Source organism: Acinetobacter chinensis (genome assembly GCF_002165375.2).
In the GTDB taxonomy this organism is placed as follows: domain Bacteria; phylum Pseudomonadota; class Gammaproteobacteria; order Pseudomonadales; family Moraxellaceae; genus Acinetobacter; species Acinetobacter chinensis.
In genome coordinates this window covers 456,715-471,092 of the sequence record NZ_CP032134.1, presented here as the reverse complement: position 1 = coordinate 471,092, position 14,378 = coordinate 456,715, and the positions used below count along the sequence as shown (strand labels likewise).

Annotated in this window: 14 protein-coding genes; 2 read left to right on the top strand and 12 right to left on the bottom strand. The window is 44.0% G+C overall.

What is annotated here, in order from left to right; all coding sequences use genetic code 11:
* Positions 1 to 2: 2 nt before the first annotated feature.
* The 7 genes from CDG60_RS03020 to hcaE all read right to left on the bottom strand — a co-directional run bounded on the left by CDG60_RS03020 (position 3) and on the right by hcaE (position 6,350).
* Complete coding sequence (locus CDG60_RS03020) at positions 3 to 905, bottom strand: DMT family transporter (protein ID WP_087512730.1); 903 nt, start codon at positions 903 to 905, stop codon at positions 3 to 5.
* A gap of 137 nt (positions 906 to 1,042) precedes the next feature.
* On the bottom strand, positions 1,043 to 2,275 hold the full coding sequence (gene hcaD, locus CDG60_RS03015) for a 3-phenylpropionate/cinnamic acid dioxygenase ferredoxin--NAD(+) reductase subunit (protein ID WP_087512713.1): 1,233 nt from the start codon (positions 2,273 to 2,275) through the stop codon (positions 1,043 to 1,045).
* 16 nt (positions 2,276 to 2,291) lie between these two features.
* Positions 2,292 to 3,254, bottom strand: coding sequence for a 3-carboxyethylcatechol 2,3-dioxygenase (locus tag CDG60_RS03010; RefSeq protein WP_087512712.1), 963 nt, complete (start codon positions 3,252 to 3,254; stop codon positions 2,292 to 2,294).
* A 66-nt stretch (positions 3,255 to 3,320) separates the two neighbouring features.
* Positions 3,321 to 4,139: a 3-phenylpropionate-dihydrodiol/cinnamic acid-dihydrodiol dehydrogenase gene (hcaB, locus tag CDG60_RS03005; RefSeq protein WP_087512711.1), complete on the bottom strand. Its 819-nt coding sequence runs from the start codon at positions 4,137 to 4,139 to the stop codon at positions 3,321 to 3,323.
* Between the two features lie 2 nt (positions 4,140 to 4,141).
* On the bottom strand, positions 4,142 to 4,468 hold the full coding sequence (hcaC, locus tag CDG60_RS03000; protein ID WP_087512710.1) for a 3-phenylpropionate/cinnamic acid dioxygenase ferredoxin subunit: 327 nt from the start codon (positions 4,466 to 4,468) through the stop codon (positions 4,142 to 4,144).
* The gene (gene hcaF / locus CDG60_RS02995; protein WP_087512709.1) at positions 4,468 to 4,986 is read right to left on the bottom strand and encodes a 3-phenylpropionate/cinnamic acid dioxygenase subunit beta; all 519 of its coding nucleotides are present in this window, start codon (positions 4,984 to 4,986) and stop codon (positions 4,468 to 4,470) included. The genes hcaC and hcaF overlap by 1 nt, the downstream gene beginning before the upstream one ends.
* A complete protein-coding gene (gene hcaE / locus CDG60_RS02990) occupies positions 4,983 to 6,350 on the bottom strand; it encodes a 3-phenylpropionate/cinnamic acid dioxygenase subunit alpha (RefSeq protein WP_087512708.1) in 1,368 nt (455 codons plus the stop codon). The genes hcaF and hcaE overlap by 4 nt, the downstream gene beginning before the upstream one ends.
* 280 nt (positions 6,351 to 6,630) lie before the next feature.
* Here hcaE and hcaR point away from each other — a divergent pair, with 280 nt between their 5' ends.
* A complete protein-coding gene (hcaR, locus tag CDG60_RS02985) occupies positions 6,631 to 7,530 on the top strand; it encodes a DNA-binding transcriptional regulator HcaR (RefSeq protein WP_087512707.1) in 900 nt (299 codons plus the stop codon).
* A 289-nt stretch (positions 7,531 to 7,819) separates the two neighbouring features.
* Positions 7,820 to 8,497 (top strand): DUF1345 domain-containing protein, encoded by a 678-nt coding sequence (locus tag CDG60_RS02980; protein WP_087512706.1) that lies wholly within the window; start codon positions 7,820 to 7,822, stop codon positions 8,495 to 8,497.
* Between the two features lie 81 nt (positions 8,498 to 8,578).
* Here CDG60_RS02980 and CDG60_RS02975 read toward each other — a convergent pair whose 3' ends face one another.
* The 5 genes from CDG60_RS02975 to CDG60_RS02955 all read right to left on the bottom strand — a co-directional run bounded on the left by CDG60_RS02975 (position 8,579) and on the right by CDG60_RS02955 (position 14,373).
* Entirely contained in the window at positions 8,579 to 9,436 is an 858-nt protein-coding gene (locus CDG60_RS02975) for an alpha/beta fold hydrolase (RefSeq protein ID WP_087512705.1), read from the bottom strand.
* Positions 9,437 to 9,719: 283 nt separating this feature from the next.
* Positions 9,720 to 10,961, bottom strand: coding sequence for an OprD family outer membrane porin (locus tag CDG60_RS02970; protein ID WP_087512704.1), 1,242 nt, complete (start codon positions 10,959 to 10,961; stop codon positions 9,720 to 9,722).
* A gap of 611 nt (positions 10,962 to 11,572) precedes the next feature.
* The gene (gene dmpG, locus CDG60_RS02965) at positions 11,573 to 12,592 is read right to left on the bottom strand and encodes a 4-hydroxy-2-oxovalerate aldolase (protein ID WP_087512703.1); all 1,020 of its coding nucleotides are present in this window, start codon (positions 12,590 to 12,592) and stop codon (positions 11,573 to 11,575) included.
* A gap of 11 nt (positions 12,593 to 12,603) precedes the next feature.
* Complete coding sequence (locus CDG60_RS02960; RefSeq protein WP_087512702.1) at positions 12,604 to 13,503, bottom strand: acetaldehyde dehydrogenase (acetylating); 900 nt, start codon at positions 13,501 to 13,503, stop codon at positions 12,604 to 12,606.
* Positions 13,504 to 13,575: 72 nt separating this feature from the next.
* Positions 13,576 to 14,373 carry a 2-keto-4-pentenoate hydratase gene (locus tag CDG60_RS02955; protein WP_087512701.1) on the bottom strand — a complete coding sequence of 266 codons (798 nt, stop codon included), beginning with the start codon at positions 14,371 to 14,373 and terminating at the stop codon, positions 13,576 to 13,578.
* Between the last annotated feature and the right edge of the window lie 5 nt (positions 14,374 to 14,378).

Below are 14,378 nucleotides of genomic sequence, written 5' to 3'. Positions count from 1 at the left end.
GGTCAGCATGAACGGTGCTGTTTCCGCCATTCCACCCAAAAGTACATTACAATCCCCAGCATGACTACAGCAATACCTATAAAAGCATGACTGCTGATCTGTTCATGATTCAGCCCTGCACCGAGTACCAGTGCAACAACGGGGGTGATCACATTGCTTAAGGACACCGTAGATGGCTTAAGCCTCCTGATCAGCCAGAAATAGCAGAGCATTGCCACAATGGATGACATGATCATGGTAAACAGAAAACCGATGATGGTCTGAGTTCCTGGCAGACTGAGAGGCATGTGCTGCCATACAAAAGGCAATAAAAACAGCGAACCCAGTGCCGAAACCAGTAGAGAACCCGTTGCCTGAGACATCGCACTCAGGGGTGCATTGATCTGTTTAACCCAGAAAATGGAACTGATATAGGACAGCATACTGATCAGCATCAGTAAAATACCAATCGGGTTCACTTTACTGTCCGCAGATGCCGCAAAGACAAAAGTCAGCCCTGCCGTTGCAATCAGCATGCCTAACCATTGCAGGGCTATCAGACGCTGTGTTTTTAAAATAACGTGTCCAATTAAACCGGCAAGTAATGGAGAAAAACCGAAAATCAGTGCCATCAGACCTGATGTCAGATAATTCGCTGCCAGATAAATAAACAATTGTGCGCCGATCAGATTCAGACTACCCGCGACATAACTTTTCAGAGAAATACGGTCAAAAGGCAAAGGATTCCGCAGAACCAGTAAAATCAGCACAGCAATTAAAGATGCACCAAAGTAACGGATGATCAGCACCCACATTGGATGTACTTCCTGCACACTCCAGACAATGGCAAGCGGTGTTGTCGCCCAGATCAGAATCAGCAGAACATAAACAGCTGCTGTGACAGGCAATGCAGAGGAAGATTTCATTTCAACAGTATCCCGACCCATAACCGTTTCCAGTTAATGGAAAGTAAAAAAACCGGTTTTCGGGGGTCCTCCAAAAACCGGTTCAGTTTGAATAGCCAGTTCAGCACATCATCGACATAAGATGTGCCGTGAACCAATTACACAACTTTTTTCAGATCAACAGTCAGATCCAGATGTCTGTCCGCATCAAAAACTGTATTTTTTGAAATCATTTTCTTTAAGAAACGCATTTCCTTCGCTGCATTGACTGTAATGCCTGCAACAACCTGTCCCTCACTGACTCCGATCATCACAAAGGAATTGTCGGCTCCTTTGGCTGCATCCATCTCACCACGGATCTGCCATTCATTTGCTGACATATCGCCAGCAAACTGATAGTTGATGTCCAGCTGATCTGTCCAGAACCATGCAGGGTTTGGTGTCGGATGCTCTACACCCATCACGTGACGAGCAAAAATCCCAGCCTGGAGGTTGGCATTTTCCCAGGTTTCCACACGACCATATTGACCATTGCCACGCAACTGAGTCGCCACATCACCTGCGGCATAAATGTCAGGATGTGATGTCTGGCAGTTTTCATTCACCTGAATCGCAAAGTCTACGTTCAAGCCTGCATCCACAGCCAGCTGCGCATTTGGGATAATCCCGATGCCGTAAATGACAGCATCTGCACGAAGTTCTTCACCACCTTCAAGGGTGATGACCACTTCCTCACCCTCCAGCTTACAGTCCGCAATCCTGGTTTCAAGGCGCACATCCACACCGCAAAGGCGTTGTTGCGCTAAAAGGAATTCACTCAAGATGAGTGGAGATGAACGTCCCATCACCATGCTGCCCATTTCAATGACCGTCACCTGACAGTCTTTAAAACGCGCAGAAGATGCAAGCTCCAGGCCGATCACACCACCACCGATTAAAACAATACGGCGACCTGCCTGTAATACAGGGACAAGTGCCTGCGAATCTTCAAGATTACGCAAGGTATAAACGTGTTTACCTAATGCATCAAAATTCGGTAAACGACGTGCCGCACCACCTGTGGCAAGCAGTAACTTATCAAAGGCAATGATTTCGCCATTTTTAAGTTCAACTGTTTTTTCCTCAGCGTTGATTTTCACCACACCATTGTCACAGATATGCTGAACACCTGAATCTGTCAGCTTCTGTTCTGACAGGATTTCGATCCTGGTTTCATCAGGCTTTAAAATCACATCTTTAGACAAAGGTGGACGTTCATACGGCAGATGTGTTTCATCTCCCACCAGAATGATATTGCCTTCATATTTGTTGGCACGAAGTTCTAAAATGGCGCTTGCACCTGCTTGACCTGCACCAACAATAACAATGGTTTTCGTCTCATTCTGGCTCATGGGAGATTTCCTTTATTTATTTCAATTCAGCAGATACGATGCCGAAGCCCGCAATCCACTCACTAATATCTTCGTAGCAATGTGTGGTCATGTCGTATTCACCCACTTCATGCATAGCTGCAAATGCTGCCATCCATGAACGGACTTCCTGACCGCCACGACCTCCATCTTTACGGATTTCAGCTTCAGTCATCGCTTCAATCGTTGCAAAGTCAGCTTTGGCAAAAGTCTCAAGCAAGGCACGATCCCATTCAGGATTCAGCGGTACTGAAACTGATTTATCTCCCGCAGCCAGGCGTTGTCCAACTGAAATGACTTTTGCCTGGCGGTTGTTACGCGCTTCTTCACTTGGATTACGTCCACAGATCAGGAACTCTTCCACTTCAGGTGGTACTGAACCCATCTGAGGTGTTGGTGGATCGTGTGATAAGCCACCTGTTCCTAAAATCAGGACACGTTCATTTTCAAAGTTCAATGATTTAACAAACTGACCCACTGCACGACCTAAAGCCACTGTACGCTTGGTAGTTGGCATCGGTGCAGCAGCACCATTGATGAAAATCGGAATGGTTGGGTAACGATCCAGTTTTCCACCGCACAGAAAATGCAGGGGTTGAGTCACACCATGATCGGCCTGCATACGGTATGAATAGGCAACATCAACACCCTCATCCAGTACACGGCGCACTAAATCAATCGCTGTGTCTTCTGGAACATTGATATGATCATTGTCTTTACCATAGTCCCAGTCCCCTGCTGCTGTGGCACGAATCCCCACGCAGAAGCTCGGCATCAGGTCATAGAAAAAACCATTAAAATGGTCTGGACCAAAGGTGATGATTAGAGTCGGATCGTAATTTTCAACTTCTTTTGCAAGTCTGGCAAAAGTCTCACGGACTTTTTCCTCTTTGTATTTCTCTTGCGGAGAAGCAAATTCCATTAAGGGGCTGTGCGATGCACAAATAAGTTTAACGGCCATGTGTAACTCCTGAACGGAAGGCAGCCAGAATCGGCTGCCGAGTAAGTCCTTTACGTTTCAGACGGATTAAATTTCGTCAAAGAAGCCGGCACGCGGTTGACGTAAACCACGGATACCTAAGCCACATTCTGCATTGATTAAAACACCCGTCAGTGGACGGTTGTTCTGACGGGATGCCAGTAAAACGTAAGAACCAGTCATATCTTCGGGTTCTGGTAAGAAGTTGAGCGGCATACCGCGGGCGATCTTCTCAGGATCACGCGCATCCAGTAAACCAAGATTTTCCTGACCCAGAGATGCCGCGCCTTTAATGTTGACATTCATACCTGAGGGCGCCACAGCGTTCACTCGTACTTTAGGCGCAAGCTCATAAGCCAGTTCCTTCATCACACCCACACCAGCATGCTTGGATGCTGTGTACACAGGGCCTCCGCCTGCTGAATACAGTGCGGAATTAGACAAAGTAAATATGATGGAACCTTCAGAAGCTATCAATGCATCAAGTGCAGCCTTGGCACCCAGGATTAAAGACTTGGTGTTAATGCCCATGATTTCATCAAAGGCTTTTTCAAGCTGTTCACCTGATGTATTGACGATATCTGCGTAGTGATCCCAGATACCTGCATTTCCAACAAAACAGTCAAGCTTGCCATAGTGTTCCACAGTCGCCTTTACAGCACGGGCATTATCTTCATAGCTGGCTACATCTCCTGCAATCGCTAGTACGCGGTCACCAAAATGTGCTTTCAGTGCATCCACTTTTGACTGTGAACGCTGAAGCACGGCAACCTTCGCACCTTCTTCAAGAAAACGCTCAACCAGTGCCCAGCCTAAACCAGAACCACCGCCGGTAATCAGTGCAACTTCGCCCTGTAGCCAACCCATGATCACTCTCCTGCCATTTCTACAAACAACTGCCCATCTTCCACAATCACAGGGAATGTTTTGATTGGATCAGTTGCAGGCAGACACAATGCTTCACCTGTTTTTAAACAGAAACGAGCTGAATGTAATGGACATTCCACAGTGCCGTCATCTTCAAGATAACCTTCAGACATCGAAGCATTGCCATGCGAACAACGGTCATTCATGGCGAAGAACTCACCGCCATTATTAAATACTGCAAGCGCTTCAATACCATTCACGCCACAATCCACTTTCAGCGCGTCGCCTTCATCCAGGTCATCCACCTGGCAAACAAAAATCTTATTCATCAGAAGAACACACTCAGGTTATGTGAGTTATAAGTCACCTGATCAAGGGTGATCTTACGGTTGAAGATCTGGAAGCCTAAGCCACCTTCAACTTTACGCAGTTTGTCGTGACGCTTACCGCAGTAGATGGTGACATCTTTCTCTTTCTGTGTGCGGTACAACAGGTAAGTGACATAGACATCGTATTCACCATCCACTTCAGTCGGTTCAATGATCACATTTGAAACCATGTGCGTGGTACGAGATGGAGGTTCTTCAGCCCATGCCATACCCGTTTCCAGACGTGCAACACGGCGTTCCAGTAAATGTTTGTTGTCGTTGAACACCCACGTCGTTGGTGGTTCAACTGAACGGCGGCGGTCACGGGTCTGTGCATTTGGCGTCGTACGCAAGGTATATGAAATATCCTCTGCAAATACTTCCAGCCAGTCACGGAATTTCCAGTCATCCAGCAACTTTGCTTCACGGTATAAAAACTGGCTGATCTGATGCTGAAGTTCTAAGCTGACTAAACTCATTTCACAAGCTCCTTCTCATACGCTTCAGCAGCTGCTTCCACGTCTTCCCATTTTTCATGAATCAATAAATCTGCCCAGCGACGGTACATACCACGTGCTGCTGTTTCAGAGAAAATGTAGTTGGTAATCCCCGGAATACCATCTTCACGGACTTTTTCATTCCCCAGACCCATTTCCATAATCAACGGGTTTTTACGTGCTTTATAGCCACGCAGAACTTTCTGAATTTCGATCCAGTTTTCCGAGTCATCCTGCTCAAGGAAACCGGCAGGACCAAAAGCACGGGTCGCAGAACGTTCAAAGGCTTCCTTGACTTCCTGAGACGCTTCAGCATCTGCAATACAGAACGCCCACACTTCAGTTTTGTTTGGACCACGTGGATGCCATACACGAAGTGTTGCAGTACCGTTCAACCAGGACATGGTTGGGAACATGGTGTTGTGACCCGCCAGACGTAATGCACGGACTTCGCCTAAACGCTCTTTCACTTCATCAAATGTTTCACGGAAATAGTTGGCAACCTCACCATCCACCCAGACGTTTGCATCCGGTTTTTCAGTAAAGAAGAAGCCTGAACCATGACCACGTGAACCGTACTGGATCGCATCTTTAGCCGTTTCCCACACAGGACGTGCAGTCTGTGCAGCACCTAATTTTTTAGATGATTCATCATCCGGTTTTGCACCCAGTACCTGGATTGCAGATGCATGCGAGAACAGAGCGTGATACTGGTCAGATGCAAACTGCTCTGCTGCAAATTTCCAGTTACACTCGATTTCCCACTTGTGTACACCACCGATGATTTCAGTACCGCCAGGACGACGATCAATCACACCATCCAGATACCAGGCAATATCACCCATATATTCGATCAGATCAGGTGTGGACTCATCCCAGCACCCAAAAATCAGTCCTTTATAAGACTCAACACGGTTAACCTCTACCAGTCCCCAGTGCTCTTTACAGGCACCCTGTGGAAATGCACGGTCTTCCAGTGGAATATCTTTCAGTGAACCATCCACGCCATAAGACCAGCCATGATATGGACAGGTAAAGGCACGGGTATTCCCACAGTCAGCAAAGCTGACACGCATGGAACGGTGACGGCACTGGTTTAAAAATGCTTTGATTGAGCCGTCTTTCTGACGCGCCACGATAATCGGATCTTCACCCATGTAGGTATTGAAGAAATCGCCTGCCTTAGGAATCTGGCTTTCATGGCAAAGGAATAACCATGTACGACCGAACACACGTTCAAGTTCCAATTCGTACAGATCAGGGTCGGTATAGATGGATGGCGAGATACGTCCATTTTGCGCATCGACTAAAGCGTCGATTTCACGCACATCAATTTTTCCACTCATGAAAGCTCTCCTGCGACAAACGTGGGGTCACAAACTTAATTACTCAACTTTCATGGATAATGGATTTTCAGATGATTTTGGTGAAATATTTTTTTTGTTTCAATTAATACGTTTTATCAATTATTAGCACAGTTATTTCTTATATGAAAAAGCTGATTGATTCTCACAAACCATTTATTATCTAAATGGCAGAATAATCTTCACCTCATAGTTGTTTATAGATTATACTCTTTCGAAATTATAGTAAGACATTTTTTGGATTACTCATCGGACTGTTTATATGGAATTACGTCACCTTCGCTACTTCATTACTGTTGCCGAAGAACTCAACTTCAGTAAGGCTGCACTCAAACTTTATACCGCACAACCCTCTTTAAGTCAGCAGATCAAAGACCTCGAAGAAGACGTTGGTGTAAAGCTTCTGCATCGTACCAAGCGTAAAGTCGAACTGACTGAAGAAGGTGCTGTATTTCTTGAACAGGCACGTCTGACCTTGGCGCAGGCAGACAAAGCCATTGCCATGGCCCGTCAGGTGTCCAAGGCTAAACAGCAGATGCTCCGCATTGGTTTCGTTCCTGTCGCTGAAATGAAAATTTTCCCTTATGTTCTGCCCAATTTACGGGTTCAGAATCCAGATCTGAAAATTGAACTGCTCAGCATGAACAACACTGATCAGATGAAAGCACTGAAAAAGGGTGAGCTGGATATCACCTTTACACGCCATAACTTTCACAATGACGAAGTGGAAAGTCAGTTTGTACTGCGTGAACCTCTTATTTTTATTCTGCCCAAAGATCACCCTTTAGCAAAATACGAAAGAATTCCAGTTAAAGCACTGAATGGTATAGATTTTATTATCCCTGCTGCGGAGCAGTCCCTGACCCTCCATAACACGATTCTCGATTTTGCAAAAACCAACAGTATTGAATTCAACATTGTTCAGAAAGCTGACAATATTCTGTTCAATATCAACTCAATTGGTATGGGACTAGGCTGTACGATCCTGCCGGGTTATATTGCCCCTCTGACCATGAGCAATACCGTAATCCGCCCTCTGGATGTAGAGCTGCCTTATCTGGATCTTTATGTCAGCTACCGTAAAAACAGCACCTCAGAATCCGTCAATAAATTTATTGAATTACTGAGCCGTGTTTTTTATCTGAATATTAATCGTGACTGATTAACTTTTAACTTGCAGCTTATACTGTTTTCATGCACCAGTATTTTTAAATTGAATACTGGTGCTTTTTTTTATACAGATACGATAACATTTGATCAGATAAATACATCTGACTGCAAAATAAATCCCCTGAGACTGAACTGACTTATTGGAAATAACGTATAACTTTTATTTCCGAGACTGATAACCACCTAAAAATAAAACAGCTTTACAACTTAAGTCTAATGAAGCCCATGGATATGAATTAAAATAATGTTAAAGAAACAGAATAAATCAGGGATAAATCACTATGCCTATGCGTCATATTCATCGGATGAAAACAGGAATTCAGTCCCGCCCTTACTTTTTTGTTACTTTTCTGCTCACCGCACTGCTTTATATAGTCATCAGACTGATCAGTGAATGGCACTGGTCCAGTGCTGTTTTACTGAGCTGGAATATTTCAGTATTTATCTACCTGAGTATTACCATGAAAATGCTCTGGTCCACAACTCAGCAGCATATTCTGAAACGGGCTCAGCAGCAGGATGGCAGCAAATGGATTATTCTGTTACTTGTTCTACTGACCTTAATCATGTGCTTTATTGCCATTTTTGTTGAACTGTCAGATCTGCCCACTGATCATCTACTGAAAAGCCGACATCTCATTCTCTCTATCAGCACTATTATTTTTGCCTGGTTTTTTATGCATACTGTTTTTGCTGTTCATTATGCACATGACTTTTATCTTGCACTGGACAAAGACCAGGATGGTGGACTGGATTTCCCAAAAACACCTCAGCCCCTGTACCCTGATTTCATTTATTTCAGCTATGTCTGCGGTACGTCCGCACAGACTGCTGATGTGTCCGTGACATCGCGCAACATGCGTGTACTCAACACCTTACATATATTGCTGGCATACGGATTCAACACCACAATCCTGGCAATCTGTATTAATGTTGCAGCGAGTTTGATTATGGGGTGAAACACTGACTGCTGAGAGAAACAGGCAGCCATAAAAAAAGGACAGCTTGCGCCATCCTTTTGATGAATCAATATAGAAAACTTACACGCCACGTGCGGTTAAATAGTCTTTGATCACGGTATTGAATTCTTCAGATTTTTCCACCTGTGACCAGTGACCACACTGACTGAAAATGTGTGCATCAGCATGAGGGACCGTATTTAAAATATCCCATGAACGTGACACTGGAATTACCACATCCTGCACACCATGAATCAACAGTACAGGCACAGTAATGTCTTTCATTTTTTCAAAATCAAGTGGGAACTCAAAACGGTCACGGTCACGTGCACCAACTACATCCATCAGACGGTCAGATGCATAGTCATTTTTAGCTGCTTCATAGCGGACTTTAACCAGTTCATCTGTGATCAGGGATTTATCAACTACAAACATGGACAAGGTTTTTTTAATGCCTTCTTCAGTCAGTACAGGGTTCGCATGTGCTTTCAGTGCAGCAGTCTGTTTAGCACCGCCAGTCCCCATAGACACAATACCGAGCACACGATCCGGATAGTCCAGTGCCAGCTGGAATGCCAACCATCCACCCAGTGAATTACCCACCAGCCATGTTTTTTCAATCCCTAGTGCATCCAGGGTACGGATCGCATGATCCACCCATGCACGGATACCATAAGCGGTATTCGGTGCAACAACCGTCTGACCATAACCAATGGTATCAATTGCGATACAGCGTGCCTGCTCTCCAATCTGTGGCAGGTTCAGCCACCAGTTTGCAGCGGCAGAAACACCTGTACCAGAACCATGTAAAAACAGAATCGGAGTTCCTGTTCCAACTTCATGGTAATGGGTCAGCTCACCTTCCGCAGTTTCAATCCATTTGTCTTCAAGACCAAAAAATGCATCCGTTGTATAATCAGGAATCTGAACTGTGCTCATACTTACTCCTCGTATTGCTGCTGGCTCTTCAATCCAGTCTGCCTTTTTTAAATATGGACAGACCAGAATACTTATCTCTGTTCCCCAATATTACCTGTTCAAAGCAATGAAACTGATACAAATTTACGATCACTCTAAATAAAAAAACTATAATTCAAATATTTGATTTTAAAAGTTTTATTTTATTAAATACCCTTAATTTTTTCAGGATATTCAGCTCCTGAATATTCCGTTTCCATTAAGTAAAAAAGAGCGGCAGATCTGCCGCTCTTTTTATCTGTTCTTAGAATTTATAAGTGTAGGTTGTTGCTACACGGTATTCTCTTAAATCAGACTTCCAGTCAAAATTGGTATCAATGAACATACCCTGCACACCCAGACCTTTCAGTTTCCCTTCTGGAACGATGTAATTCACAATCACATTCCATTCATCAGACTTCTGATCTTTTTTCCCAGCCACTTCTGCATCGTAGCCTGTGAAATAAATAGCAGTTGCATTCAGACCTTTTGCACCCAGTTCAGAGAAATCATAACCATAAGTAAAGCCCCATGATTTTTCATCCACATTGGTAAATGTCGCAATGCCCCAGTTCACCAGATAAGGCTGTGGCACCCATCCACCAATGGTTGGGAAGGTATTATCACCCATCATCTGCTGATAACCCAGACCCAGTGTATGTGCGCCATGTGTCAGTTTTGCACCCAGTGAAACGGCCTGATTATCAATTTTTCCGTACAGTTTGTCGCCAGATTCTGAATTATCAAAATAACGTGCATGGGTATTCAGCTTAGTCTTCTGTCCAAACTGATGGTTGTAGTTCAGCCCGACATAATGCTGCTGATAAATATCACGCACATCTGCATACCAGTAACTTGCACCGATATCTTTAGTAAACTGGTGATCCACACCCGCAATATACATGCCGTCTGCTTCTGCACCATTGTCATAGGCCGGCGGAGCAAACTTCGTCAGATCACGGAACTGGTTATCATAACGGTTGTTGATCCCATCAATATAAGCCAGAGTCAGCTTGGTATCTTTCAGATCTTTAGACTCCAGCCATGCGCCACTGTATGTAGTCAACAGCTGACGTGATGGGTCGAACACCAGCACAGGTGAAACAGGAAGTAACTCACCTACTTTTAATTCAGTCTGAGCTACTTTGGCTTTTAAAGTCGCACCGACTTTACCGAAATTGTCTTTAGATTCTTTACCATCATGAGGCAGAACCCAGTCTGGATTCTTATCACGACCATTCAGTTTGAAGGCATGCTGTACCAGTACATCTGCACCGACCTGAATGCCCGCACCGATATCCTGATAACCGGATTTGGCATCCAGTGTAATGCCTTGTGACCAGCTTCCCCAGTTATTCTGTGGAGCAGAATCATACTGACGGTCCAGATAAAAGTTTTTCAGTTTTAGCTGTACCTGGCTATCGTCAACAAAGTCTGCATAAGTTGCAGATGTTCCTAATGTTGCTGTCGCAGCAAGAATTGCTATCCATAAATTTTGACGACGCATGGCTTATTCCCAGTGATCAAATTAAGCTATAACGCCATCATGCTGAACTATAAAGTTAAAAAAAATCCGACCACAGTATTAAGGATTCTGTTAAATACTGAACCTGACTGTAAAAATAATCCCGGACTCAGAAATCTTAATATTTTTTAACAATAAGACATGATATGAAACGACTGCGGTTTATTGCATATTATGATTAAAGCTCAGATATTATGATGAATTGATTTATGTTTTTATATTTCCCTTAAGAGGCTATTAGCGTTTTTTTGTTTAAATCTTTTTTAAAATAATAAAATCCACACAACCGACTTATAAGTGAAAGATTGTTTATGACATTTTTTTTCTATAATTCTGCTTCAGTTATTTTAAAGCTGATTATCTTATTTAAAACAGCAGCATTTAAATAGCCACATAACAGCATTGATACAGCCCTGACTCAAACTGTCTATTTACTGTTTTTTATCCCGCAGAACTTAATATACTGCGCTCCTGCAATTAAAATGAAAAATGACTTCACACCATAACAGTTCCAAGGTGGTTGATTTCCCCATATAAAAAAGCGCCCTTTCGGACGCTTTCATTACTTTCATTTTCAATGCAATGACTGAAAATCAGGCATTGGCTTCTTTGGCTTTAGACATGGTCAAAGCTAAATCTTCGATCATATCTTCCTGACCGCCCACTGTACCACGGCGACCCAATTCAAGAAGAATTTCACGAGCCGATACGCCATATTTTGCTTCAGCACGTTTCGCAAATAATAAGAATGAAGAATACACGCCAGCATAACCCAAAGTCGCTGCATCACGATCCGCACGAATCGGTTGTTGCATCATCGGTACAATCAATTCTTCAGCAATATCCTGTACTTTGAACAGATCCACACCTGTTTCCATCTGCATACGGTTCGCCACAGCAACAAACAGCTCAAGTGGTGTATTACCCGCACCTGCACCTAAACCTGCAGAAGCCAAATCGACACGTTTTGCGCCTACATCAACTGCAGCCACAGAGTTTGCCACACCCATACCTAAGTTATGGTGACCGTGGAAACCAATTTCGATTTCTGCTGCTAAGTTTGCACGTAAAATTCCAACACGATCAGTTACGTCTTGCGGAAGCATATAACCTGCTGAGTCAGTCACGTAAATACAGTTTGCACCGTAAGACACCATTTTCTGTGCTTCTTCGAGTAATTTCTCAGGAGAAGCCATGTGTGCCATCATCAGGAAGCCCACAGTGTCCATACCGAGTTTACGTGCAGCAGTAATATGCTGTTCAGAAACATCCGCTTCAGTTGAATGCGTTGCCACACGAATGGTTGCGACACCTACATCATGTGCCATTTTTAAATGATCAACCGTACCAATACCTGGTAACAGTAAAGCTGAAACTTTGGCTTGTTTAAGGTTTGGAATCACCGCTTTTAAATATTCTTCATCTGTTGCAGCAGCAAAACCATAGTTAACCGAGTTACCACCTAGACCATCGCCATGTGTCACTTCGATTAACGGCACACCCGCATCATCCAGTGCCGTTGCAATCGCAACCATTTGTTCAGGTGTGGTTTGATGGCGCATTGGGTGCATACCATCACGTAAAGTCATATCATTAATAATAATCTTAGACATGAAAATGCTCCTTATGCTTCTATTTGGTTAGCGATCAGACGTTCTGCAAACATTTCTGCGGTACGTGCCGCAGCTGCAGTCATGATGTCAAGGTTGCCGGCATATTTAGGTAAATAGTCACCCAGACCTTCAACTTCCAGGAACATAGATACACGGTTACCATCAAATACAGGACCATTTACCAGTTTATAACCTGGGACGTATTTCTGAACTTCCTTAATCATGGCATGCACAGATTCAGTAATCGCTGCTTGATCAGGCTCACCTTCCACTAAGCAATGCACTGTGTCACGCATCATCAGTGGTGGCTCAGCTGGGTTAATGATAATGATCGCTTTACCCGCTTTTGCACCGCCTACCTGCTCAATTGCGCCCGCAGTCGTACGGGTAAATTCATCAATATTTTTACGTGTACCTGGACCGACTGATTTGGTCGATACAGTGGCAATAATTTCACCATACTCAACCGCCTGTACACGTGAAATCGCAGCCACCATTGGAATGGTTGCCTGACCACCACAAGTCACCATGTTCACGTTTGGCAAATCACCTGCTTCAAGCAAAGCTTCAAGATTCACAGGTGGAACACAGAATGGACCAATTGCCGCAGGCGTTAAGTCGATCATCTGTACGCCAAGTTCATTCAGTTTACGGCTATTTTCAGCATGTACGTATGCAGACGTTGCATCAAAAGCAATTTTAATGTCGTCAGCAATCACATGAGGAAGCAGACCATCAACACCTTCAGCAGTGGTTTTAATGCCCATTTTTGCAGCACGTGCCAGACCTTCAGATGTTGGGTCAATCCCCACCATCCATACAGGTTCTAAAAACTCACTGCGTTGTAATTTATAAAGTAAATCAGTACCAATATTCCCTGGACCGATCAATGCACATTTAATCTTTTTCATGAACAATATCTCTTAACGCTACGTTGTAAAATGCAAGGCACTGTAAAATTCAAAACCTGGTAAAATGCAGATTTATTCAGCTGCAAAAGCAGCAGTCACGGAACCAAAACCTTCTATTTCCACAACAAATTCATCACCTGCATGTGCCACAACCATTGGACCCAATGCACCAGTTAAAATAATGTCACCTGCCAGAAGTGGACGACCACGACGTACCATTTCATCGGCTAACCAAACAGCTGCATTCAATGGGTTAGAAAGACATGCTTTACCCACACCTTGAGAAACCACTTCACCACTACGCGTCATGGTCATTTTGCAATTTACAAGATCAAGACTTTCAAGTTTTACAGGCTTAGAGCCGAGGACATACGCCGCAGAAGACGCATTATCGGCAACAGTATCTATCAAACTGATTTTCCAGTTTTCGATACGGCTATCGACTACTTCAACCGCAGGCAAGGCATATTCAGTCGCACTGATAATGTCTGCATAGGTGTGTTTTTCCTGGGTTAGATCTTTATTGATTACTAACGCAATTTCAGCTTCAACTTTCGGTTGAATCAGTAATCCCGCAGGAATGGCTTCACCATCACCAAATGCCATATCTGCAAACAGCATTCCAAAATCTGGAGAATCAACACCTAACTGCTTTTGTACTGCAATCGACGTCAGACCAATTTTGCGCCCTACTAAACGACGACCCTCAGCAATCGCACGTTTAGTGTTTTCTTCCTGAACGGCATAGGCGATATCTACATCGGCACTTTCACCCCCAAGTTGTGGACGAACAGGCGCAATCGCCGTTTTTGATAATTCAGCTTCTCTTAAAGCCAAAGCAACCGTTTCAACAACAGCAGAATTCGACATCATGT

Bases quoted from the DNA above. Each gene is read 5' to 3' on its own strand.
- CDG60_RS03020 (WP_087512730.1), bottom strand. From the start codon at position 905: ATGAAATCTTCCTCTGCATTGCCTGTCACAGCAGCTGTTTATGTTCTG.
- hcaD (WP_087512713.1), bottom strand. From the start codon at position 2,275: ATGAGCCAGAATGAGACGAAAACCATTGTTATTGTTGGTGCAGGTCAA.
- CDG60_RS03010 (WP_087512712.1), bottom strand. From the start codon at position 3,254: ATGGCCGTTAAACTTATTTGTGCATCGCACAGCCCCTTAATGGAATTT.
- hcaB (WP_087512711.1), bottom strand. From the start codon at position 4,139: ATGGGTTGGCTACAGGGCGAAGTTGCACTGATTACCGGCGGTGGTTCT.
- hcaC (WP_087512710.1), bottom strand. From the start codon at position 4,468: ATGAATAAGATTTTTGTTTGCCAGGTGGATGACCTGGATGAAGGCGAC.
- hcaF (WP_087512709.1), bottom strand. From the start codon at position 4,986: ATGAGTTTAGTCAGCTTAGAACTTCAGCATCAGATCAGCCAGTTTTTA.
- hcaE (WP_087512708.1), bottom strand. From the start codon at position 6,350: ATGAGTGGAAAAATTGATGTGCGTGAAATCGACGCTTTAGTCGATGCG.
- hcaR (WP_087512707.1), top strand. From the start codon at position 6,631: ATGGAATTACGTCACCTTCGCTACTTCATTACTGTTGCCGAAGAACTC.
- CDG60_RS02980 (WP_087512706.1), top strand. From the start codon at position 7,820: ATGCCTATGCGTCATATTCATCGGATGAAAACAGGAATTCAGTCCCGC.
- CDG60_RS02975 (WP_087512705.1), bottom strand. From the start codon at position 9,436: ATGAGCACAGTTCAGATTCCTGATTATACAACGGATGCATTTTTTGGT.
- CDG60_RS02970 (WP_087512704.1), bottom strand. From the start codon at position 10,961: ATGCGTCGTCAAAATTTATGGATAGCAATTCTTGCTGCGACAGCAACA.
- dmpG (WP_087512703.1), bottom strand. From the start codon at position 12,592: ATGTCTAAGATTATTATTAATGATATGACTTTACGTGATGGTATGCAC.
- CDG60_RS02960 (WP_087512702.1), bottom strand. From the start codon at position 13,503: ATGAAAAAGATTAAATGTGCATTGATCGGTCCAGGGAATATTGGTACT.
- CDG60_RS02955 (WP_087512701.1), bottom strand. From the start codon at position 14,373: ATGTCGAATTCTGCTGTTGTTGAAACGGTTGCTTTGGCTTTAAGAGAA.